This is a genomic window from Pseudotamlana agarivorans, from assembly GCF_001642835.1.
GTDB classification, from domain to species: Bacteria; Bacteroidota; Bacteroidia; order Flavobacteriales; family Flavobacteriaceae; genus Pseudotamlana; species Pseudotamlana agarivorans.
Genome location: NZ_LXEI01000021.1, coordinates 32,179 through 54,585, shown reverse-complemented (window position 1 = coordinate 54,585; position 22,407 = coordinate 32,179). Strand labels below are relative to the sequence as shown.

Annotated in this window: 18 protein-coding genes and 1 tRNA gene; 9 read left to right on the top strand and 10 right to left on the bottom strand. The window is 34.4% G+C overall.

The annotated features are described in order from the left end of the window. Positions 1-98: 98 nt before the first annotated feature. From A6I66_RS15280 to A6I66_RS15255, 5 genes are all read right to left on the bottom strand, one after another. Positions 99-296, bottom strand: coding sequence for a hypothetical protein (locus tag A6I66_RS15280; RefSeq protein WP_067151390.1), 198 nt, complete (start codon positions 294-296; stop codon positions 99-101). A 10-nt stretch (positions 297-306) separates the two neighbouring features. Continuing rightward, positions 307-750 (bottom strand): JAB domain-containing protein, encoded by a 444-nt coding sequence (locus tag A6I66_RS15275; RefSeq protein ID WP_067151387.1) that lies wholly within the window; start codon positions 748-750, stop codon positions 307-309. 75 nt (positions 751-825) lie between these two features. Then, positions 826-1,158, bottom strand: coding sequence for a single-stranded DNA-binding protein (locus tag A6I66_RS15270; protein WP_067151384.1), 333 nt, complete (start codon positions 1,156-1,158; stop codon positions 826-828). 1,122 nt (positions 1,159-2,280) lie between these two features. Then, positions 2,281-3,636 carry a Kelch repeat-containing protein gene (locus A6I66_RS15260; RefSeq protein WP_067151378.1) on the bottom strand — a complete coding sequence of 452 codons (1,356 nt, stop codon included), beginning with the start codon at positions 3,634-3,636 and terminating at the stop codon, positions 2,281-2,283. Between the two features lie 314 nt (positions 3,637-3,950). Next, positions 3,951-4,127, bottom strand: a complete 177-nt coding sequence (locus tag A6I66_RS15255) for a histone H1 (RefSeq protein WP_067151375.1) — start codon at positions 4,125-4,127, stop codon at positions 3,951-3,953. Positions 4,128-4,406: 279 nt separating this feature from the next. On the opposite strand from A6I66_RS15255, the gene A6I66_RS17040 reads away from it, so the two are divergent. The 8 genes from A6I66_RS17040 (at position 4,407) to A6I66_RS15220 (ending at position 14,138) form a co-directional block, all read left to right on the top strand. Beyond that, positions 4,407-4,538, top strand: a complete 132-nt coding sequence (locus A6I66_RS17040) for a hypothetical protein (RefSeq protein ID WP_262509423.1) — start codon at positions 4,407-4,409, stop codon at positions 4,536-4,538. A gap of 9 nt (positions 4,539-4,547) precedes the next feature. Next, entirely contained in the window at positions 4,548-5,039 is a 492-nt protein-coding gene (locus A6I66_RS15245; protein WP_067151369.1) for a hypothetical protein, read from the top strand. Between the two features lie 4 nt (positions 5,040-5,043). Beyond that, positions 5,044-5,175, top strand: coding sequence for a hypothetical protein (locus tag A6I66_RS17035; protein ID WP_262509422.1), 132 nt, complete (start codon positions 5,044-5,046; stop codon positions 5,173-5,175). Positions 5,176-5,593: 418 nt separating this feature from the next. Next, positions 5,594-7,204, top strand: a complete 1,611-nt coding sequence (locus tag A6I66_RS15240) for a type I restriction-modification system subunit M (RefSeq protein WP_067151366.1) — start codon at positions 5,594-5,596, stop codon at positions 7,202-7,204. A 1-nt stretch (position 7,205) separates the two neighbouring features. Next, positions 7,206-9,200: an AAA family ATPase gene (locus A6I66_RS15235; RefSeq protein WP_067151363.1), complete on the top strand. Its 1,995-nt coding sequence runs from the start codon at positions 7,206-7,208 to the stop codon at positions 9,198-9,200. A 4-nt stretch (positions 9,201-9,204) separates the two neighbouring features. Continuing rightward, positions 9,205-10,347, top strand: coding sequence for a restriction endonuclease subunit S (locus A6I66_RS15230; RefSeq protein WP_067151360.1), 1,143 nt, complete (start codon positions 9,205-9,207; stop codon positions 10,345-10,347). Between the two features lie 10 nt (positions 10,348-10,357). Beyond that, complete coding sequence (locus A6I66_RS15225; RefSeq protein ID WP_067151356.1) at positions 10,358-13,366, top strand: type I restriction endonuclease subunit R; 3,009 nt, start codon at positions 10,358-10,360, stop codon at positions 13,364-13,366. 31 nt (positions 13,367-13,397) lie between these two features. Further along, positions 13,398-14,138 (top strand): Cthe_2314 family HEPN domain-containing protein, encoded by a 741-nt coding sequence (locus A6I66_RS15220; RefSeq protein WP_067151353.1) that lies wholly within the window; start codon positions 13,398-13,400, stop codon positions 14,136-14,138. A 24-nt stretch (positions 14,139-14,162) separates the two neighbouring features. Here the strand turns inward: A6I66_RS15220 and A6I66_RS15215 are convergent, their stop codons facing one another. The 5 genes from A6I66_RS15215 to A6I66_RS15195 form a co-directional block, all read right to left on the bottom strand. Then, positions 14,163-17,117 carry a DNA polymerase III subunit alpha gene (locus A6I66_RS15215; protein ID WP_067151350.1) on the bottom strand — a complete coding sequence of 985 codons (2,955 nt, stop codon included), beginning with the start codon at positions 17,115-17,117 and terminating at the stop codon, positions 14,163-14,165. Positions 17,118-17,173: 56 nt separating this feature from the next. Continuing rightward, positions 17,174-18,388 carry a DNA polymerase IV gene (dinB, locus tag A6I66_RS15210; protein WP_067151347.1) on the bottom strand — a complete coding sequence of 405 codons (1,215 nt, stop codon included), beginning with the start codon at positions 18,386-18,388 and terminating at the stop codon, positions 17,174-17,176. A 237-nt stretch (positions 18,389-18,625) separates the two neighbouring features. Then, a complete protein-coding gene (locus A6I66_RS15205; protein WP_067151345.1) occupies positions 18,626-19,357 on the bottom strand; it encodes an SOS response-associated peptidase in 732 nt (243 codons plus the stop codon). A gap of 666 nt (positions 19,358-20,023) precedes the next feature. Next, a complete protein-coding gene (locus A6I66_RS15200) occupies positions 20,024-21,301 on the bottom strand; it encodes a site-specific integrase (protein WP_067151396.1) in 1,278 nt (425 codons plus the stop codon). A 224-nt stretch (positions 21,302-21,525) separates the two neighbouring features. Further along, positions 21,526-21,599, bottom strand: a tRNA-Arg gene (locus A6I66_RS15195). Between the two features lie 161 nt (positions 21,600-21,760). On the opposite strand from A6I66_RS15195, the gene A6I66_RS15190 reads away from it, so the two are divergent. Then, on the top strand, positions 21,761-22,390 hold the full coding sequence (locus A6I66_RS15190; RefSeq protein WP_067151342.1) for a Crp/Fnr family transcriptional regulator: 630 nt from the start codon (positions 21,761-21,763) through the stop codon (positions 22,388-22,390). Positions 22,391-22,407: the final 17 nt, after the last annotated feature.

Below are 22,407 nucleotides of genomic sequence, written 5' to 3'. Positions count from 1 at the left end.
AATTTAGAACATCAATTTTCCTAAAACCACCTTCAACCATTGAAAAGAAAAAAGACCCCAAATTTGAGGTCTTTCTGCATGGTATTAAAAATTAATAATCAAATATTAAACACATAGGTATAACTATTAAGGTGTCGGATGGCTTCTTCTTCTAAAACAGTTTGATAATTCAAATGGTGTTTTAGTGCATAAGCTTTTAAGGAGTTTCCAAATTGGCGCTCAACATCTACTTTTGAGGTTTTCAGCAATCGTTCTTGGGTTTCAGCATCTAAATTGGAATAATTCAAATAAATCATCACTTTAAATTTAAATTAGTCCATTGTCCGCGAAACTAAAAAAGTCACCATCTGGCGTAATAATGAGGTGATCCAGCACCTTAATATCTAATAACTTTGAAGCTTTTATAATCTTCTCAGTAATTTGTTTATCCATTTCACTGGGTTTAAGCTTTGAACTCGGGTGATTATGACATAAAATCAAGCCGGTTGCAAGTGTTTTTAATGCAATGGCGAACAACAATCGAATATCAACTAAAGTTCCAGTCATACCACCTGTAGACAGTTGATAAATACCTTTAACCTTATTGGCATTATTCAGTAACACGACTTTAAAAGACTCATAAACGGCAATCGTATTCTTATCCCAATGTTCGTAAATCACCTCATTTGCCATTTTTGAACTGGTTATGACCACCGAAGTTTTTAATTGCTCCTTATAAGATATCTGTATTTCATTAACTTTGCTTTTCATAAGCTTCAATTTTTGAAGTTTTAAAATAAATAGAGGGTGCTGAGTTAAAAGGGAGCACCCTCTTATTTTTTACATCTATTTACTAAGTAGCAAAATTTCACTAATTGTAATTTCGGTCATATAGCGTTTAACGCCGCCTTTATCCTCATAACTTCTTGAGGTTAGTTTTCCTTCGATGGCAATTTCTTTGCCTTTAGTCACGTACTTTTCTACGATATCCGCCTTTTTACCCCAGGCTACTAAATTGTGCCAACTGGTATTGTTTTGTTTTTCGCCTTGGGCATTGTTGTAATACTCATTCGTAGCCAATGAAATACGGGCTAACTTTTTTCCGTCTTCTAAAATGGTCATCGTTGGCTCTTGCCCTACGTTACCAATTAACTGTACTTTGTTTTTAATTGTACTCATGATTAAAAAATTTAAAAGGTTAATAAATGCCCCTTATTTTGGCTTTAATTAAACTTGAATTTTAAGGGGTGCTTTGTATACTTCTCTCTAAAAGAGTACCATGTTTGAGGTGGGTTTTGTAAAGACTTTTATCAAAAGTTCAGGAGTGTCTGCGACGTGGTAAAATCCTTGGATTTTCAAGGAAGTAGAAACCTTAAGTTTTGATAAAATTTACTTGGTCTTTACAAGTTCCACTATAGCCTTAGGCCTTCTTATGAAAACCATAACGGCGTAGGTGTACAGGAAGTTAAACCTGCAGTGTTATGGGAATTCATATTAGAAGTGCCTTTGGCTATGCCTGGTTTTTGCTGTACCAAAAACCAATAAAGGCCTCAAACATTATAAACCCCTTAAAATGCTTGACAGAGATGGTATTTTTAGGACGGAGCGTGCAAAGTCCCGAGAAGACTTTGCCGAAATGACCGTTAAGAAAATAGTATTTCTGGCTTTCTTATTAGATAAAATCAAAATATAATATCTTCTTCTTTTGTGAGTTTTAAAGTGGATGATGTAGTGGCAGCGGACTCTGGTTTAAAATCAAAAAAACTTAGGAATATTATCGCTTTTTTGGTTTTAAGTCTGTGTCCAAGAGGGTATCTTGAAGTGCTTTTTCCGAAATGGAGCTTGTCGAAATGCAGGGAAATGTCCTGAAATGAACTATTAATAATACCTTGCATAAGGGGTAGCAGCGGCATCCTTTTGTGATTCATAAAAATCACATAAGATATAGTGGATGACCCGACCCACTTACATTTTACATTTAAAAATGTAAGTGGTGTCATGCCCAAATGTAACAAATGCTCTATATAATAATTATTCATGACTCATTTTTAATAACGACAAATTTTACTTAACAAACCTAAGCGTTCTCCTATGCATAAATAATTCAAACTAATACTTCACTTAATAGCCATTTAAACCCCATAAGATTTACTTTATGAAAAGCCTTATCTTTCTTAAAAAATACTCCTTCTAAAAATAATATAGCACTAGAATGATACACCCTATTCAAAATTACTATTATGATTTTATACACTAAGTAAAAGGCTTTTGCATAAAATCTTTAAAAAAATCACAAGGTTATTAATCCAACTTTTGAACTGTATACTTTGTTTTAAAAAAATCACTCAACTTTATTTCATAAATATTGGGGGATGCTTTTTTTGAATAAATGGTTTCTTCATAACCACCTACGATATAAAGTGCATCATTATAAAAATGCAAACTGGCCTCTTTTAGCTGTAAATTGATATGAAATTTAGATATATCTTTTGTTCTAGTATCAAAAACTAACATATTACCTCTCTCATAAATGTAGACGTCATTTCCTTTTACCGCAAGTGCTGGTCGTTTCATGGGTATTGGTAAATTGCCTATAGTTTTCCATGAGCCATCAATCAAATTGAATACTTCAATATCTGAAAGTACTTTGTCTTTATATCCTCCAAATAAGTAAATTTTATCTCCTAACAGAGTCCCACTAACCTCTTTTGGGTTAAGCATTTCTGTTAATTCATACCAAAGTCCTGTTTTAAAATTATAAATATGAACTTTATCTATATAGCTAATAGGAGCAGTAGCATTCTTTTTATAAGAACCACCTAACACAATTAGATAATTATTATACACAGCTGAAGTAAAATTTACTGATTGATGTGGGTTTGTTTTATCGATTCTAACAACCAAAGAATCTATATTTATAGATTCAACCTTATTATTAAGAGACTCAAATATACCATTGGTTGACATTTGTTTACCTCCTATGGCATATAAACTCCCGTCATAATAATTCAAATTATGATAAGCACGATTATTCAATTCTATCTTATTTTCTAACCATCTTTCAGTTTTAAAATCATAAACTTGCAATTTATCACTAAATCCATGGGTTGATTTTTCAGCATATCTTTTTGTTAATTTTGCGAAATCTTGCAAACCGCTTATTAAACCATTGGACATTATAACTGCTTTTTTCCCTACATCTGTTTGAACTAATTCATTCCCTCCCAGAATATAAACTTTGTTATTTTTAATAATAGACCCAAATCCAAAAACAGCATGGTGCATACTTGTAAGTTTTGTGAATTTTAATTTGTCTTTTAATTTACCGTATCGCTCTATTATAACTTCATTTAACGCTTCTGTTTTTTCGGTAAGGACAACGAAATTTTCTCTAAAATTAAAATCTAACAAAGCAATACTTGTTGTAGAATATCCTAATAATGAAAAATGGATTGTATCATTCTCCTTTAATAATTCATGTGTTTTTAAGGAAAAAAAACCATTCCTATCTGAAACCGTACCGGTATGATATTTTTTAAAATAAACATTTACATTCTCTAAAGGTTCATTGTTTTGATCAACTATTTTCCCACTTACAGTTTGAGAAAAAAGTTGGCTCCAACTTGTAAGACAAACAAGAAATAAAACTATTTTCATAAAAAATTAATTCAGTTATTACCATACATACCCAGAGCGCCAAATTTCCAAGCCGTCAATATTGAGAAAAAAACAATTAACTATATTACTCAAATTCTCAATTCTAAATTTTTAACAATTCTCTTTTTACTTCAAAGAATAAATTATGTCTAGTTTTGTTCTAAATTTACTCAAGTTATTCTTACCAATTATTTCTTTTGTTTAAAAAATTAATATTCTTGCTACCCCAACAAAAATGCAAGTGGCGTCACTCCCAAATAAAAATCCCCTCAATAACTTGAAGGGATGCTATAATTCTTTAATATACAAAATCCTTATTTTTTGGACTCCTCTAAAGATACCTTACGAAATTCTTTCATAAGCTTAGTCATTTCTAAAGTGGCTTTACGAGCTCTGGTTCCCGCAGCTTTATTTCCACTTTCTAACTGAGCATTAGCGTCTTTAGCGAATGCCTCGAATTGGGCATTGATTTGTTCTACAAGTTCTTTCATAATAAATTCATGGTTTTAATTAATAAAAAGTCGCTAAAATATAATAAAACAAACATAATAATCTAATATGTACATGTAATCTCAAAATCCATCCTTTGTCTTAAAATCTATATTTAGGCTAGCCAACATAATAGAATATCGACTATTTGATATTAGACCAAAGTCAATAAAACTTATTAATATCTACAAATCAATATGTTAAAAAGTTTAAACCTAAATATCACCAAAATTAACGAAATTGCAATAAATCATTTTTATAACCACCAAAATATTAAAAATATGGGAATAAAACCTGGACCAAAAAGAACAGCAAAATCAACAGGAAAACCAGACAGACGTCAAAGAGATAATAAAAACACTCCTGGTAATACACCGTCCTTGAAACCACATAAACATAAAAAGGGAGACTAACCAGAAAAGATGAGAAACAGAATTTGGGCAGAATTAACTCAATCTAAACATAATATAGAATTTGCTTCTAAATATTCTGACCGACAAAGGTTTATTTTAAGGATTTTCAATATTGGAATTCTTGCTTTTTCATCAGCAGGAATAATGGGGTGGAAAATATGGGAAAACCTACCTTTAATTGCTTGTATTTTAATTACCGGAGTCTCATTATTAAGGTTATTACAACCTCATTTAATTATGAATGAAAAACAATTAAAAAACTTAGACGACATTCATAAATTTTATACCGAATATTACAACAAAATTGAAAAATTATGGTATGACTTCGAATCAAATAGAGTAACAGAGGAGCAAGCAACAAACATTTTCTTTAAACTAAAAAAACTTGAAACCAATATTAATCCCATTATAGCAGAAACAATCAGAAGTAAACCCAAAAGAATTGTAAAAAAATGTAAAAAAAATACAGACGAATACTTTGAACAAGTATTTAACATCTAAAATTATGGCTAAACAATCAAATAATACACCTCAAGGAAAACCAACAAACAATCCGAACAGCACTCCCAATCCCAAAAGTAATAATAGTATGCCACGCTATCAGTCTCCACCAGATCCTCCTCCTAAAAAAGAATGATTAAGGTTAATTTTCTCCAACAATACATACTTCCTTAAAATTTTTACTTCTATATCCCAAAAAGTATATTTTTGGAAGACTTATGACATACCTAAGTTTTCGTTCAAAATTTGCTTTATCCCCATTTTATCTAACAAAGTAGAAAAAACATATATAGGAAATTGCCATTTCTTGAGTTTAATGTTATTCCTATGTTCTGGATGGATGGCTAAAAGGTATTTTGAATTATAGATTTTCAAAAACAGATAAACTTAAAGGAATAAAGCCATATTCAAATTTTCATCATAAGAATTACTATTCATTGTAGTACTACTTTCATTTACTTTTTTAATTTTAAGCTTTCTTTAAGATTAAGCCACTAAAGTTTTCAGAAAACTAAAATACCCCCTTATTGGGAAGAAACAGACATTACCTCAAAATGACTAAAAAAACAACGAAAGCCGATATAAATTTCGAACAGGAATTATGGAAGGCTGCAAATGAACTACGCGGAGCCGTTGCTGAAAACCAGTACAAAGATTTCATTTTACCACTTATATTCCTAAAGCATATCTCTGAGCGCTATGAATTAAGACGTGACACGTTAACTTTGATGCTTAATGATCCTAAATCGGATTACTACACTCAAGATACTGACGAACAACGCTATGTTTTAGAAGACTCAGACGAATACCTTTCTAAGAACACCTACATCATTCCTAAAAAAGCAACCTGGCAATTTCTACAGGATAATGCTGAGCAGGACAATATTAAAGTTCTGGTTGACGATGCCTTCCAATTATTAGATGATACTCTAGCAACATACAGGCCAGACTTAAAAGGGATTCTCCCAAGAATATTTGTTAAAAGCCAGCTAACAGCGAAGCAGGTTGCTGGTTTAATAAACTTATTGGCTAATCCCAAACTTTCAGAAAAGGAAAACCCAGACAGTGATATTTTAGGTCGGGTGTACGAATACTACATTGGTAAGTTTGCCATCGCCGAGGGTTCTGGTGCGGGGCAATTCTTTACTCCAGGGAGTATAGTACGCTTGTTAGTCGAAATGATAGAGCCTTACGAAGGCAAAATATTTGATGCCGCCTGTGGTTCGGGAGGAATGTTTGTTCAGTCCTTAAAATTCCTGAAGGCTCATAATGGAGACAAAAAGAATATTTCAATCTACGGACAGGAACGCTATGATGGTACACTTCGTTTATGTAAAATGAATCTTGCTTTACGTGATTTATCTTTCGATGTCCGTTTGGGAGACTCTTTACTGCAAGATAAGTTCCCGGACCTAAAAGCTGATTTCATTATAGTGAATCCGCCGTTTAATGTAAGCCAGTGGCATCCCGAAGATTTACCTGAAAATGACCCACGATTATTTGGTCCTAGAGAAGAGTTCACTACCGATGGTAATGCCAATTATATGTGGATGCAAACGTTTTGGAGCCATTTAAGCGACAAAGGTACAGCAAGTGTGGTTATGGCAAATGGTGCCATGACATCGAACAATAAAGGCGAAAAAAATGTACGCCAATATATGGTAGACAACAGCATGGTAGATTGTATAGTGCGCCTCCCAGACAAGTTGTTCTTAACAACTGGTATTCCAGCCTGTATTTTTATTTTAAGTAAAAACAGAGATGGTAAAGATGGCATACACAGAGAGCGTAGCAATGAAATTCTGTTTATAGATACTTCTAAGATGGGCACCATGGAAAGCCGTAAGCTGCGCGTATTAACCGATGAAGATGTTAACAAAGTTGCCGAAACCTATCATGCTTGGCGCAATGTTCCTTCTAAGGAGACAGCGCAATCTGTTAGCTATGAAAACATAGATGGCTACTGCTATGCAGGTACTTTGGATGAAGTTAAAAAACAAGATTACAAACTGACTCCTGGTATTTACGTTGGTAGTGAAGCCATTGAAGACAACGGTATCCCCTTTGAAGAAAAAATGGAAGCCTTAAAAACTCAGTTGCAAGGGCAGTTTGAAAATGGCAATAAGTTACAAGTACAAATTTTAGAGAATTTTAAAAAATTTTAAAATGGTAGCAGGATTATTTCTTAGGAATTTTAAAATTTATAATGGTATTAATTTTATACCCTTTTTAGAAAAAGAAGACAACAAACTAAACTTATTTATAGGCAATAACGGCTCAGGTAAAAGTTCTATTTTAGAAGGGCTAGATTCATTTTTTAATGATAGAGATTTCATTATACATTCGGGGGCAAGGATTAGAGACTCTAGTGTTGCTCCTGTTTTTTTGATTAAAAAATCAAAACTATTTACAGAGTTTACTGGTGATAAATTTGAATTTGCAAACAGTTTGAGTTTAGCAATTTGGAATTTAGACTTTACCTCACTCTATGCAAGCACCCCAGAGCTTGAAAAATTTATTTCTCTTAGAGAAAATTTGAAAAACAATTTTTCATCAGATGAATATTTTTTATTTGTTTTTAGTAGTAATCCTAATAATAAAGAAACGGTTCAAGGAACGATTAAATCTAAAATTCAAAATCATATAACAACTGAATTAGCCATAGATGAAAGTGCTTTTATATCAAAACACAATTCCTTATGTGGACAAATAAAAGATTACTATCGTTTTATTTATATCCCCGTTGATATGTCGATTAGCGATTTCTTGAGAATTGAAGAAAATGGCATTCAGTCTTTAACCAATAAAGAACTTAAGGATGATATTAAAAGTACTCTTAATAAAACTCTGGAATTACCAGGTTTAGGTGCGCAAAGAAGAACTACTAGAAATGTCGCTATCATTAACTATATCAACGAAAAAATTCAGGAATACGTAGAAGAAGTTGAGGCAGCAGTTCAAACCATTGACTCAAGTTATCATTTTAATAGAGAACAAAGAACCAAAAAAGTAAATGTTAAAGACTTTACAGAGGTAATTATAGATGTTTATTTCTCAAAAAGGAGACTTCAAAAGGATGAAAAAGACATACAAGACTTAAGTGCTGGAGAACGTAAAAAGGCATTAATTGATATTACCTATGCTTTTATTTCTCAAGAACACGAGACGGACCATGAGGTGATTATCGGCATAGATGAACCTGAAACCTCTTTACATATTTCAATGTGCTATGAACAATATGAACGGATAGAAGAAATAGCTAACAAATTTAACACCCAGTTATTTGTCACTACTCATTGGTATGGAGGATTACCGGTATTAAATAAAGGGCGTCTTTATCATGTTCAAAAATCTCCTACTACAAATGTGAACATTGAAGTTTTTGAATTGGCAAATTATTTTGAAGAAAGAGGGACTCATCCAAATGATGTAAATCTAAAAAGCTTTTACGATTTAACATCTTCTATAATTAGTGCAGTAAGAAGTAAATCTACAAATTGGTTAATCGTAGAAGGAAAAACAGACAAAGATTATTTAAGTCATTATTTACCTGACAATCTAGATGTTAAAATATTACCTGTCGGTGGTTGTACTATAGTAAAAAAAATATACGAATATCTTTATTTACCAATTCAAGCAAATGAAGAAGCTAAAGATTTACAAGGAAAGATATATTGTTTAATAGATACAGACCGAAGAGGAATTAAACTAGAAGTAAATTCGGAAACAAAAAATAAAAAACTCTGCTTTAGAAGGATACAACTCGATCATGATACAAATAGTATTAAACTAGTTAGAATTGGAGATACTTTGAACACAGAAACAGAATTTGAAGAAGTTTTAAACCCAAGAAGATTTTATTCTGCGTTAGAAATTGTAATAAATAATAACCCAACCGTAATTTCTTCAAATAATTCTTCTGAAACAGTGCAACAAATATTTTCTAATTATGCTTATGAAGAAGAATCAATCTTTAGTTTTATCCGTGGTACCAATTCAATATTGAAGCTAGCTAGTCTTAATAGAAATTTCAATCGGGATACTGAATCTATACATGAGTTTTTCGATTCAAAAAAAGATGAAATTTGTCAAGAATATTTAAAGTTAGATCCGGAATCAAGTCCTCTTTGGATACAAGATATTATTCAATTTTATAATTAACTAAATGCCACACAACTGGAAAACATACAAACTTGGTAAAGTTGTAACGCTTCAAAGAGGCTATGACCTACCTAATTCAAAAAGAAAAATGGGGTCATATCCGGTCATTGCGGCTTCAGGATTTAGTTCATGGCATAATGAATTCAAAGTAAAAGGACCAGGAGTTACAACTGGTCGTTCAGGAACTCTTGGTCAAGTTTATTATGAAAAAAACGACTTTTGGCCTCTTAACACCTCACTTTGGGTAAAGGATTTTCATGGAAATGAACCAAAATTCATCTATTATTTTTTAAAAACATTAAAATTTGAGGAATTCAATTCTGGTACTAGTGTTCCTACTTTAAATAGGAATGATGTTCATAAAATAGACGTAACAATCCCACCCCTCTCTGAACAAAAAGCCATAGCATCCATCCTCTCTGCTATAGACGACAAAATAGAGAACAACCTAGCTATTAACAAAACCTTAGAAGACATGGCCATGGCCTTATACAAACATTGGTTTGTAGATTTTGGCCCATTTCAGAATGGTGAGTTTGTAGAAAGCGAACTTGGACAGATTCCTAAAGGTTGGGAGGTTAAACGGTTAGATGATTTAGCTAATATTTTAAATTCAAAAAGAATTCCATTAAGTTCAAGGGAGCGTAGTACTAGGAAAGGTAAGTTTCCATACTATGGAGCTTCGGGAATAATTGATTTTATTGATGATTACTTATTTGAGGGTGAATACGTGATTATTTCTGAAGATGGTGAAAATCTGCGTTCAAGAAAAACACCAATTGCTTTTAATGCATTTGGAAAATTTTGGGTTAATAATCACGCTCATATTGTACAGGGAAAGATGAGAGGTATCAACAAACTGATAATATCTCATATTGCCCAATTAGATATGAACCAATTTCTAACTGGTGCGGTTCAACCAAAACTAAATAAGCAGAACCTTCTTTCAATTGGCATACCATTTCCAAAAAATGTTTCACTTATTGACGAGTTGTTGGATAAATTTCATTCTTACTCAATGATGGTAATATCAAATGAATTGGAAAACCAAACCCTTATTCAATTACGAGACACCTTATTACCAAAATTAATAAGTGGAGATATTCAATTAAAAGCATTTAGACAACAAGTCGAAAATGCTCTCTAAGTAAAAGCCTATGACCACAGAAGCCAATATAGAAAACGCCACCATAGACTGGTTAAAAGATCTCAAATACAATTATACCCTGGGAACCGAACTGCCCCAGAATAATAAAGAAGTTGTATTAAAAGATCAGTTATTGGCTTTTATAAAAAAACAATACCCGCAGCTTCCGAATGAGGTTCAGCTATTGGCTGTTGCCGAATTCACAAATAATGTGGGTGCCGATTTGGAACACCGTAACCGGAACTTTCATTTAAAATGTACCAAGGGCATCGATTTTAATTACGAAGATGCTCAGGGTAACGAGAAAGCGGTGCACATCTACCCTATTGATTTTACAGTGTCAGGCAAAGACAACAATTCCTTTCTGGTAGTTAATCAGTTTAGTATAACAGGTAAAAATAAGCGTCGGCCAGATATCATCATTTACATTAATGGTCTGCCTTTAATCGTATTCGAACTGAAGAACTGGTACGACGAAAACACCAACATAAAAGAAGCTCACAATCAGATACAGCATTATAAAAAGGATATTCCTGTATTGTTTGAATACAATGCATTAACCATTATCAGCGACGGTAACGAAGCGCAGCACGGCATGTTTTCTTCAGACATGGAATGGTTTGCGCCCTGGAAAAGCATTAACGGTAAAGACACGGTAACGGAAGATGATTTCCAGATGCACACCTTGCTCTTTGGCTTATTTCCTAAAGAGCGCTTACTAAACTATATCAAGAACTTCATATTTCACGAAGACCATAACGGTTCCCTAATTAAAAAGGGTGCCAAGTATCATCAGTTTTTCGGCGTTAATTTTGCCGTAGAAGCCGCTAAAAAATCGGTTCGTCCATTTGGTGACGGACGTATTGGAGTAATCTGGCATACCCAGGGTTCAGGTAAAAGCATTTCCATGGCCATTTATACGGGAGTTTTAAGAAGTCTCCCAGAATTGAAAAACCCAACTATTGTTGTTCAGGTAGACCGTAGTGATCTGGACATGCAGTTATATGAAAACTTTGTACTGGCAAAAGATTTGGTTGGAGATGTGCAACATGCCGATTCGACTGAAGATTTACGAAAGCTTTTAAGTGCAGGCGCAGGAGGTGTCATTTTTACAACCATAGAAAAGTTTCGCTTGAAATCAGGTTCCGATGAGGTTTTAGGTGAACTGGAACACCCTGTATTATCCGAACGAGAAAACATTATTGTCATGGCCGATGAAGCGCATCGCACACAATATGGGCTTCTGGATGGCTTTGCATCTAACCTTCGTAAAGCCTTACCTAAGGCTTCGTTTATTGGATTCACAGGAACACCTGTTGACAGTAAAGATGCAGATACCGAAGAAGTTTTTGGGGAGGTGATACATACTTACGATATTAAACAGGCAGTAGACGATAATGCCACAGTTAATATTTTCTACGAACCACGATTAGCCAAATTACATCTCTGGAATGAAAGCATTGATAATGAGGTAGACGAAATCACTCAGGACATTGAAGATAACAGCAATTTAAAATGGGCTGCTGTTGAAGATGCTGCGGGTAGTGAAGATCGGGTAACTAAAATTGCTAATGACATCCTGAATCACTTTACCAATAGAATTTCTTCTCTGGATGGTAAAGCGATGATTGTATGTATGAGTCGCAGAAATTGTGTAAAAATGTATAATGCATTAACGTCACTCGAAGATTGCCCTGAAATTGCTGTTGTTATGACAGGAAACATTTCTAAAGACCCCGTTGAGTGGAATAAACATATTAGAACCAAAGATGCTACCGAAGCGCTGAAAAAGCGTTTTAGAAAAAACAACGACCCTTTAAAAATTGTTATTGTTCGCGATATGTGGTTAACTGGTTTTGATGCCCCTTGTGTACATACCATGTATGTAGATAAAATAATGAAAGGTCACAATTTAATGCAGGCCATTACCCGAACCAACAGGGTGTTTAAAGACAAACGAAACGGTGTTATTGTCGATTATATTGGTATTGGTGATAATTTAAAATCTGCTACAGATAAATACACGAAAGGTGGTGGAAAAGGCAAACCTACTCTGGACATGGAGCAGGCTTTGGAACTGTTCTTTAATCAGATAGAAATTTGTAAAAGCTTTATACCTGAGAATATTGAATACTACGAATGGAAAAGACTCAGAGATGCTGATAAAGTTCTGCTAGTAAAACGAGCAGTAAACCACATCATAAAATACGATGAAGAAGCTAACGACTTTATGCTTGGAGAAAAAAAGCTTTCTGGCTTATTGTCTATCGTTAAAAGTCAGCCAGCCATTCAAGAGGCAATAGTCGATGTGCTTTTTATACAGCATGTATCTAAGGCTATTCGAAATGCCAAGTCTGTAAAATCAACTAGAAGCGAACAAAAGGAAAAAGTTAAAGAACTCATTAGTCAAAGTATAGACTCCGAAGACATCGTAGATGTATTTGCTATGTCGGGTATTGAAAAACCAGATATTTCCATTCTGGATGAAACGTTTTTACTGGGTGCAAAAAAACAAAAGGATGGCAATGCCTTGAAGATTGAGTTGATAAAGAATATTTTAAAAGACGAAATTAAACTTCGCCTTCACAAAAACATAAAAAAATACACTTCTCTAAAAGAAGAGTTAGAAAAGGTTATAGATAAATATCATAATAATGCTCTTGATAGCTACGCAACAATTGTAGAGCTTATAGACCGTGCTAAATCTTTGCAGGATGAAGCTAAACGTACAGACGAGTTAGGATTAAGCGAAGAAGAATTAGCTTTTTATGATATTCTTGCTGCTAAAAAGGAAATAATTAAAGAGGAAGGTCCCATTCAAGATATCGTCCATGCCGTAGTAAAAGCTGTAAAAGCTAATTTACAATTAGACTGGACAAAAAAAGAAAATGCAAAAGCCGCAATACGGTTGGCCGTAAAAAAAGAACTTCGTGGCAAGGTATCTATTACTAAACTAAATGAAATCCTTCAGGAAATTATGCAACAAGCAGAAGGTCAATTTAGTGACTGGAGTGCGTAACCATGTTAAACTTGCAGGATAAATCTTAAAAATGAGTTCTAAAACAATTAAAAATAAATTTTACAAATATCCAAGCTTAGAAGAAGGTCTAAATCAGACCAAATTCATACCAAACTATGAGTGTTTTCTGTTTAAAAGAATTAATAGTATTACCAGTGTTTTAAACGGTGACTTGGAAACCGATGAAGTAAATCGAAGAAACAACCTTGACAATTGGAATCGTGTATTAACAAACAAACTATTTAAATTACATGAAACCGAATTATTTTTAAGAGTACATTTTGAAAGAGGAATTCAGGATAATATTATAAAAAGTAACGAAAAGGAATTAGTAGACGGGATTCAATTTCAATATTTTGTTGAAATCTATTACTATTTTTACTTTTCTTGTCTGGATATTTTAGCACATATTTTAAATTGTTTTTATAATTTAAAATTTAAAGAACATAAAATAGGTTTTAAAGAAGAGTTACTTAATAAAATACATAATGACGACATAAAAGATCTTCTAAATGAATTTAATTCCAGTATTAAAAACACTAGAGAATACAGGAACCATTTCACACACAAATTCCCTAAGAATGAGAATGATTCACGCACAAATTTAAGTCATTCTGATGGAAGGAACATGATTCATATTAGCATGGGAAATCGTGTAAAAAACGAAGAGTTTTTAAAAAACATAGAAGGTTCCTCTAAATCCCTTAAAATCTTACTCGATAAATTGAAACTGGAATTTGATGACCATATTAAAGAATTAAAAATTGTATAGTGCAATAAAATTTAATTTAACGCACTACCCCCTAGGATCTGTAATCACTTCCAGTTTCCTACTCCAAATAATATCTAGACTACAAAAATCAAAATCGGCAGTTACCGTACCGTAACAAGCATACACGCCAATACCATGGATTGGATATTGGTTTACAACTTTGGTGAAATGTACCGTATCAAAATAATGCCCTTCCTGATCGGTAAAGGTGCAAAAACGGATGCGTTTGCCCTGTGCTGTTTTATGAAATCGGGTATTAACCAACAGCCCATATAACAATACACGTTTATTGATGTGGTGTTTTAGGTTTTTAGCCTTAATATGAGGTTGCAAGTTTTCATTAATGAGGTTGAAATATGAACACAGAGGAAAACCCAGCAGTTCCATTTGGTCGTAAGCATCCTCAATAGCCGAAGTCTGTAAGCTAGGCAACACAAACGTCTTCTGTTGCGGTTTAAACAATTTGCCCTGTGCTGTTTTTGATTTGTTGGCATTACACTTAAAAATGGCCTGCCAAAGTAGTTCGGTTTTGGGTTGTCCTGTAAACCTTAAGGCATCGATGCGGATAAGAATAGTGAGTTGTTCGATACTAATAGTAACACGATCTATCACATCGGCTAAAGATGTGAATGGCCCATTAAAATTCCGTTCGGTAAGCAGGCGTTTTACCTCCAAGGTTTCCAAACTTTTCAGGTAGCCTAAACCCAAGTAAATGGTTTTTCCTTTAATGATGTTGTAATGTTCGCTAGTATTAATGCAAGGTGCTTGTACCTCAGCGCCCCACATTTTAGCTTCATGAATATAATGCTCGGCACTGTAAAACCCGCCACCGTTATTGAGTACCGCTACCATAAACTCTAAAGGATAGTAACATTTTAAATACAGGCTTTGGTAACTCTCCACTGCATAGGATGCCGAATGCCCTTTGGCAAAGGCATAGCCCGCAAAGCTTTTAATCTGGTTCCAAACCGTGATGGTGAGATCATCTGGATAGCCTTTAGCTTTGCAATTATTGATAAATTTTTCTTCTACAGCGGCAAACTCGGCTCGGGAGCGAAACTTACCACTCATACCACGGCGGAGCACATCGGCTTCACCCAAAGTTAAGTCGGCAAACTGGTTAGCAACTTTGAGCACATCTTCCTGATAGACCATAATACCATAGGTTTCTGGCATAATTTCCAACAGTTTCGGATTGGCTTGTTTTCGGGTTTCGGGATAACGCTGGCGTTTAATGTATTCCTGTTTCATCCCCGAACTGGAAACCCCAGGACGTATAATGGAACTCGCTGCTACAAGTCCGATATAATCCTGCGTTTGCAGTTTTTGCATGAGGCCGCGCATGGCAGGCGATTCGACATAATACGCTCCAATGGCTCGTCCGCTTTTTAAGAGCTCATTGATATTGGGGTCTTTTTTAAATTGTTCTACTTGGGTAATATCAATAGGCGGTGCTTCAGGGCGATTGTACTGAATAATTTCAATGGCTTCCTTGATTTTCGCAAGGCCACGTTGTCCGAGAATATCGAATTTAAAGATGCCAGTATCTTCAGCAATAATCATATCAAATTGTACCGTTGGGAAGCCTTTCGGTGGTAAATCGGTTGCCGAATAATAATGAATGGGCTCTTGTAAAATGAGGATACCACAGGAATGTACACTTAAATGATTGGGAAATCCTTGAATGAGTTTGCTGTATTTTATCACCAAACTAGACATTTCGTCCAAAGCTTGTGTTTGGTGTTTATCGGCTGCCAGTTTATCGATTTCCTCTTTGGGCAAACCGAATACTTTACCCAATTCACGTACGACAGCCCGATATTTAAAAGTGTTGTAAGTGGCTAATAAAGCCACATTCTTGAAACGTTTGAAAATATACTGGGTAATATCTTCGCGATCTTTCCACGAAAAATCGATATCAAAATCTGGTGGCGATGCCCGATAGGGATTGATAAAACGTTCGAAGTACAAATCGAGTTCGATAGGATCTACATCAGTTATGCCAATAATATAAGCCACAATACTATTGGCGCCGCTCCCCCGCCCTACATGAATATAACCTTGGGATTTAGCATAGCTGATGATGTCGTAATTAATAAGAAAATACGATACAAAATCCATGGCCTTTATGGTTTGAAGTTCGGTTTGTAATCGGGATTTCACTTTGGTGCTAGGTTGGCTGTAGCGTTTGGAAAGCTTCTCGTAACAGAGTTTTTCTAGATATTCGTAATCGGCAGCATTTGACTCTAAATAGGTTTGCTGATTTTGGGAAATACGATTTGCTCCAAAAGTAAAATGGATGTGGCATTGCTCCAGAAGTTGTTTGGTATTTTCGATAATGAAAGGAAACATTTCAAATGCTTGTTCTAATTCGGAAAGCGGCAACATGCTATCGTCTGGATGACATTCTTCAATTTTCTGAAGCTTGCTTAACAGGGTATTATTATCGATAGCCCTGAGCAAACGATGCGCATTAAAATCACGTTTATTGCGAACAGTTACTTGCTGCTGAATGACTAATTTATGGGTATACTGAACGTATTTAGAAAACGGGAGTTTCCGAAGTTCTGCTACCGAAACACCTATAAACTCATAGGCTTTAAAATCGGTTTTATCCTGTTCTAAAACGGCTTCAAAAGGGTAAATAACATAAGCGTTCTTTAACTCTGGGGCTTCGTTTGGAATGACTTGTTTGTTATGACTGAAGCTTGATAATACCAAATTCAATTCCTGAAACCCCGAATTATTTTTGGCAATCCCCACAAACTGCTGGGTGGCACCATTTCTAAAATCGATACCAACAATGGGTTTGATATTATAATCTGAAGCTTTTCTGATGAAATTCAAACAAGCTGAAGTATTATTGATATCGGTTAATACCAAAGATGGCACACCATGCATTTGGGCAAGCTCTAAAAGTTCTATTTCAGAAAAGGTTCCGAAGCGAAGCGAATAGTATGTGTGGCAATTGAGGTACATTGCTGTTGGGTTTATTTTGAATTTTTAATTCAAGGGTGGCGAAAAATATCACTGATTTACTGCGTACGATGCGCCAAAACAATTGGCGGTTCGCCATTAAACGGATTCTGAGTGCCTCCAATAGTTTTTGCGCCTAAGGCTGATGCTTTTTGGATGCTGTGTTCACCAAAACGATTTTTAATTTTATCCATGGCATTGTAAAGACTAAGCATCTCTTCGGTATCGTCGAACAAATTAATTTGGTAGTTTCCGGTTATCAGGTTACTCAGCTTTACCCCTACCAAACGGATTAACAAGCGGCGTTGGTAGAGTTTTTCGAATAGCTCCAATACTCTAGGGATAATCACATGGTCGGCACTGGAATACGGGATTTGTATCTGTTTGGAATAGGTATTGAAATCGGAATAACGAATTTTAACGCTCACACAGGCCGCTAATTTATTACCCTTTCGGAGTTGATACGTCAAACTTTCTGCCATAGCAAAAATGGTGGTTCGGAGCTTATGCATATCAATCGTGTCTTTCCCAAAAGTGCGTTCCATAGAAATGGATTTGCGTTCGTGAAACGGAATGAGTGGCGGATTATCAATCCCCAAAGCGCGTTTCCAAATGGTGCGTCCGTTAACACCTAACACACTGGTGAGCATTTCAACAGGCATTTGCTGAATAACACTAATTTTATCGATACCTAGGTTGCGCAAGATCTGATACGTTTTATTACCTACAGACGGAATCTTTTTAATGGATAGCGGTGCTAAAAAGGCCTTTTCAAAACCTTGGTCAATACGTAATTTGTTATTGGGTTTGGCTTCGCCAGTAGCCACTTTAGATACTATTTTATTTGCTGATAGTCCGAATGAAATGGGTAAACCTGTTTCCTTAATAATGGTGGTTCGTAATTCTGATGCGTATTTATAGGAACCAAAAAAATGGTCCATACCGGTTAAATCGGCATAAAACTCATCGATGCTAGCCTTTTCAAATACAGGTACTTTTTCTTTAATAATATCGGTTACCTGATGTGAGTATTTAGAATATACCGAAGCATTGCCACGAATCACTACCGCTTCGGGACAAAGGCGTCTAGCGACTTTCATGGACATGCCCGAATGCACTCCAAATTTTCTGGTCTCGTAACTACAGGCAGACACCACACCACGATCGCCTGTACCACCAACAAGAATAGGGCGCTTTTGTAAACGGCTATCTATAAGGCGTTCGCAGGACACAAAAAAAGTGTCGAGATCCATATGGAGTATATTTTTATTCATACTGCAAAATTAGCTACATTTACAATCTTTTATTGCTAACATTTGTAGTAATGCAGTTTTTTAACATCCAAAACGTTTCATATTGAGATAAACGATTTGTTATGAGGAAGGACCCTCGTTACCTACCATCACGTTTTAATCACGGTATAGATTTATTTTAAAGTGCTGATGAATATTATTTTTTTGCGGAACGACTTCACCGAAGAACACAATGTAGATATGCCTAAATTAACCGCTTTAAATTTTTACACCATCATATTCTACGGGATCTAAAATACGCGCTATGTTACTATCCGTCTTTGGAGAAAAAAGATCTTTACTAACCGTGTGCGTTTGTAAATGACTTTCTGGATAAAAGAAGTTTGTGATATCGGTAATTTGTGTTGTGGTAAGATTTGGAGCTAGCCAAGATTTTGCATGCTCTGCATCTAAAATTAAAGGCTGTCGTTTTTTAACATTATGTACTTTAGCGAAAAATGGCGAAGCGTTTTTAGTAATAATAGAAAACGTAATATAACTTCCTATTACAGAATAAATACCTGCTAGAGCCAAGGGTTTCTGCTCTTTATTTTGAATAAAAAACGGGTATTTCTTTTTTTGATGTTCGTGCGGTTCGTAAAAACCTGATACAGGAATGATACACCGCTGTTCGTGTATCGCTTTTTTGTATATGAAATGATCAAACAACTTTTCAGAGCGCGCATTGAGTCCGCCGCCATATTTCACCGCTTCTTTGTAGTAGGACAAAATGTGTTCGGGGGTTTTATGATCTGGCACAATGCCCCAAATTCCTGGTGCTAAAACTTCACTCTTTTGCTGCGGAATTACGAGCATGTTAGGATGTGAAAATCCGTTTAAGTGATATTGTGGTTTGTCGAAAATGGTGCGAATGTCTTCGCTACTTAATCTCACTTTAAAATGCTGTTCTAGCTTTTTTGTTTTTGTAATGGTCGATGTATGAAAACACATGCTGAATTGTTTGCTTGTTTAAAGATAATGAAATTGTTGAACAGCAAACATTTTAGAACCTATTAAACCATAGTTAACAAGACCTATAGACAGTATCTCTTTTAAACAATAATGCATCAATGCATCCTAAAAGCTTGTTGCCCAAATTTACATTATAATGGCTATTAAAGCTATCATTGTTCAAATAAGTGCAGTTATTCTCAAATATTCCTTTTGCCATTATAAAAGACACATATTCCTGAGGAACGTACTTTGGAAACAAATATAAAACCCTTAAGACTTACTGAGATTTTTATACGAAAATTTCAAATAATTCAATCCTAATTCAAACTGTTTTCCTTAAATTCTTTTACAACCTTATGTGAGTTGGGGAAATTTTCTTATTGGTAATAATCCGTTTAGACCACCAAATATTCTTTTTTAAAACCTATAATGGATTGAAATAGGAAAATATATCATATTTATATTTTCTATTAAAATAGGACACCCTCATAATCGATTTCAAACGAATTCAAACAAAACAAAAAAACACCTAAACACTGAAAATAATTTATTTAACATTTATTTGATTTTCAATATTTCAATTTTGTCGAGATGACAGGGTTCGAAACTATGAACGTCTGCTTATAAGACTAACAGAAATAATATTTCATTTCTCTTATGTTATTAAACTATTCGCATACCGAATTCTCGACTATTTTTATGAGCTTTTTGGTTAGCCTTAATGTTCAAAACATTCTTCAATTCATCCATATCTTGACTAATTTTAGTTTCCACTACTCTTGAATAAATCTGTGTTGTTGAAATTTTGTTATGCCCCAGTAGTTTCGAAACAGTCTCTATTGGAACACCATTACTTAAAGTCACGGTAGTTGCAAACGTATGCCTTGCCATGTGGAATGTCAAATTTTTATCAATTTCACAAAGCTCAGCGACCTCCTTGAGATACAAATTTAACTTCTCATTTGTGATGACGGGGAGAAGTGTTCCAGACACCTGTATTATTGGATGTCCTCTGTACTTTTTAATAATCTCAAGAGCCTTATCTAACAACGGCACTTTAACAGGGATATCTGTTTTCTGTCTTTTAATTAGTATCCAATCCTCATTATCTACACCCTTACCAATACTCTTTGAATTCAGTTGCATAACATCCACATAACTAATTCCTGTGTAGCAACTAAAGACAAATAAGTCACGAACTCTATCCAAACGTTCTAAATAAAGCTTCTTACTTTCTAGTCTAGCCAATTCATCTGGGGACAAAAATTCTCGTTCACGTCTCTCCCATTTGGGTTTCCACCTAATAAATGGATCCTTACTCATCCATTCCATATGATATCCCAATGTTGCAATCTTTCTAAACCTTTGAATATGTTTCATAACGGTGTTATGAGACATAGATTTAGGATGTCCTTTAGGCCAGAAATTATGTAAATATTGTTCAAATTCCATAAGGAACCTATAATTTAACTGTTTCAAATAGACATCTGAAGTCTTATGAATATCTCTTAAATAATATCCAATATATTTCTCCGTTACATGGAAATTTTTAATCGTACCCTTGCTCAGAGTAACCTCAATTTTGGCATTATGATAATTTAATAGACCTCGAAGTGTTTTCTGTTCATCAGTTTCACCTAAATAATGAGCTTTAATAAGTTCTGTAGTAATTAATTCTCCTTTTAATCTTAAGTCCTGATAAATTTGAAATATTTGGGTATAAATACTGCTCAAAAACTGGTTAAAAGATTTTACCTCTTCTGTAGTTCCATTTAGTCTTTGTAATTTTTTATCCCATCTTAAAATATCAACCTTTCGTTTCAGGCTAATATTAGAACGTTTACCGTCTACGGTAATTCTGGCATAAACAATCCCTTGATTATTTACCTCATCTTTGTTGTAAATCCAAAACAAAATTGAAAACGTGGATTTTGCACTCATAATTGTCATCTTTAATAGTTAAACATTCCGTAAGACGAAGGCCAAATCAATTATAGTTCAATTCCTACTTAAAAGATTAACACTAACCGATAGCCAAAAACAGCTAACCGAATAGCGAACATTTTAATTCAAATTAGTTCAAATTATATGAATTCCCAAAAACAACAAATCCCTGCTAATCATATGATTTGCAAGGATTTATACTTATCTAATACTTCTATTAGTGACCGCGCCAGGATTCAAACCTGGAACCTCTTGAGCCGTAATCAAGTGCGCTATTCAGTTGCGCCACGCGGCCTTATTTTGTGGGTGCAAATATACATTTTTATTTAAAACATATGCAAACATTTTTATCAATTTTCTAATCATTACTTTTGAAAAAATATCTGAGCATCCATTTAATTTTGTAATTTAATTGATTTAGATGTGACTAAATCACACAAAAACAAATATAACCTCATGAAAGAGAATCTTTTAAGAAAACTATACCATAATATCTTAGACCAAGCACTTATTGACGAAATTTTTGAGATAGGTATAAATAAAACTTTTAAAAAGGATGAAATTATCATTGATGTAAATCAAACGCTCAAATTTATCCCTCTTTTATTAAGTGGAAATATTAAAATTTTGAGAGAAGATCAAGATGGCAACGAATTACTTATTTATTTCTTAGAAGCTGGGGAAACTTGCACCATGTCGTTAACCTGCTGTATTGGCACCGCAAAAAGTAAAATACGCGCCGTTGCCGAAAGCGACTCTAGCCTTATCATGATTCCTGTTTCATACATGCAAAAGTGGTTTCAGAATAATGAAAGCTGGCGCAACTTTATTTTAGAAAGTTATCAAAATCGTTTTGATGAAATGTTAGAAGCTATTGACAATCTAGCCTTTATGAAAATGGACGAGCGTTTATATAAATATCTCGTTAATAAAACCGTGCTCCATGAATCGAAAAATATCATTATTAAACATCAAGATATCGCAGAAGATTTACACACCTCGCGTGTGGTGGTTTCGAGGCTTTTAAAACAATTAGAAAACGAAAACAAAATTGTACTAAGCCGAAACAAAATTGAAATCCTATAATTTTTCATAGGCCCCCG

Coding starts and splice junctions, on each gene's coding strand:
- A6I66_RS15280 (WP_067151390.1), bottom strand. CDS start 296: ATGATTTATTTGAATTATTCCAATTTAGATGCTGAAACCCAAGAACGA.
- A6I66_RS15275 (WP_067151387.1), bottom strand. CDS start 750: ATGAAAAGCAAAGTTAATGAAATACAGATATCTTATAAGGAGCAATTA.
- A6I66_RS15270 (WP_067151384.1), bottom strand. CDS start 1,158: ATGAGTACAATTAAAAACAAAGTACAGTTAATTGGTAACGTAGGGCAA.
- A6I66_RS15260 (WP_067151378.1), bottom strand. CDS start 3,636: ATGAAAATAGTTTTATTTCTTGTTTGTCTTACAAGTTGGAGCCAACTT.
- A6I66_RS15255 (WP_067151375.1), bottom strand. CDS start 4,127: ATGAAAGAACTTGTAGAACAAATCAATGCCCAATTCGAGGCATTCGCT.
- A6I66_RS17040 (WP_262509423.1), top strand. CDS start 4,407: ATGGGAATAAAACCTGGACCAAAAAGAACAGCAAAATCAACAGGAAAA.
- A6I66_RS15245 (WP_067151369.1), top strand. CDS start 4,548: ATGAGAAACAGAATTTGGGCAGAATTAACTCAATCTAAACATAATATA.
- A6I66_RS17035 (WP_262509422.1), top strand. CDS start 5,044: ATGGCTAAACAATCAAATAATACACCTCAAGGAAAACCAACAAACAAT.
- A6I66_RS15240 (WP_067151366.1), top strand. CDS start 5,594: ATGACTAAAAAAACAACGAAAGCCGATATAAATTTCGAACAGGAATTA.
- A6I66_RS15235 (WP_067151363.1), top strand. CDS start 7,206: ATGGTAGCAGGATTATTTCTTAGGAATTTTAAAATTTATAATGGTATT.
- A6I66_RS15230 (WP_067151360.1), top strand. CDS start 9,205: ATGCCACACAACTGGAAAACATACAAACTTGGTAAAGTTGTAACGCTT.
- A6I66_RS15225 (WP_067151356.1), top strand. CDS start 10,358: ATGACCACAGAAGCCAATATAGAAAACGCCACCATAGACTGGTTAAAA.
- A6I66_RS15220 (WP_067151353.1), top strand. CDS start 13,398: ATGAGTTCTAAAACAATTAAAAATAAATTTTACAAATATCCAAGCTTA.
- A6I66_RS15215 (WP_067151350.1), bottom strand. CDS start 17,117: ATGTACCTCAATTGCCACACATACTATTCGCTTCGCTTCGGAACCTTT.
- dinB (WP_067151347.1), bottom strand. CDS start 18,388: ATGAATAAAAATATACTCCATATGGATCTCGACACTTTTTTTGTGTCC.
- A6I66_RS15205 (WP_067151345.1), bottom strand. CDS start 19,357: ATGTGTTTTCATACATCGACCATTACAAAAACAAAAAAGCTAGAACAG.
- A6I66_RS15200 (WP_067151396.1), bottom strand. CDS start 21,301: ATGAGTGCAAAATCCACGTTTTCAATTTTGTTTTGGATTTACAACAAA.
- A6I66_RS15190 (WP_067151342.1), top strand. CDS start 21,761: ATGAAAGAGAATCTTTTAAGAAAACTATACCATAATATCTTAGACCAA.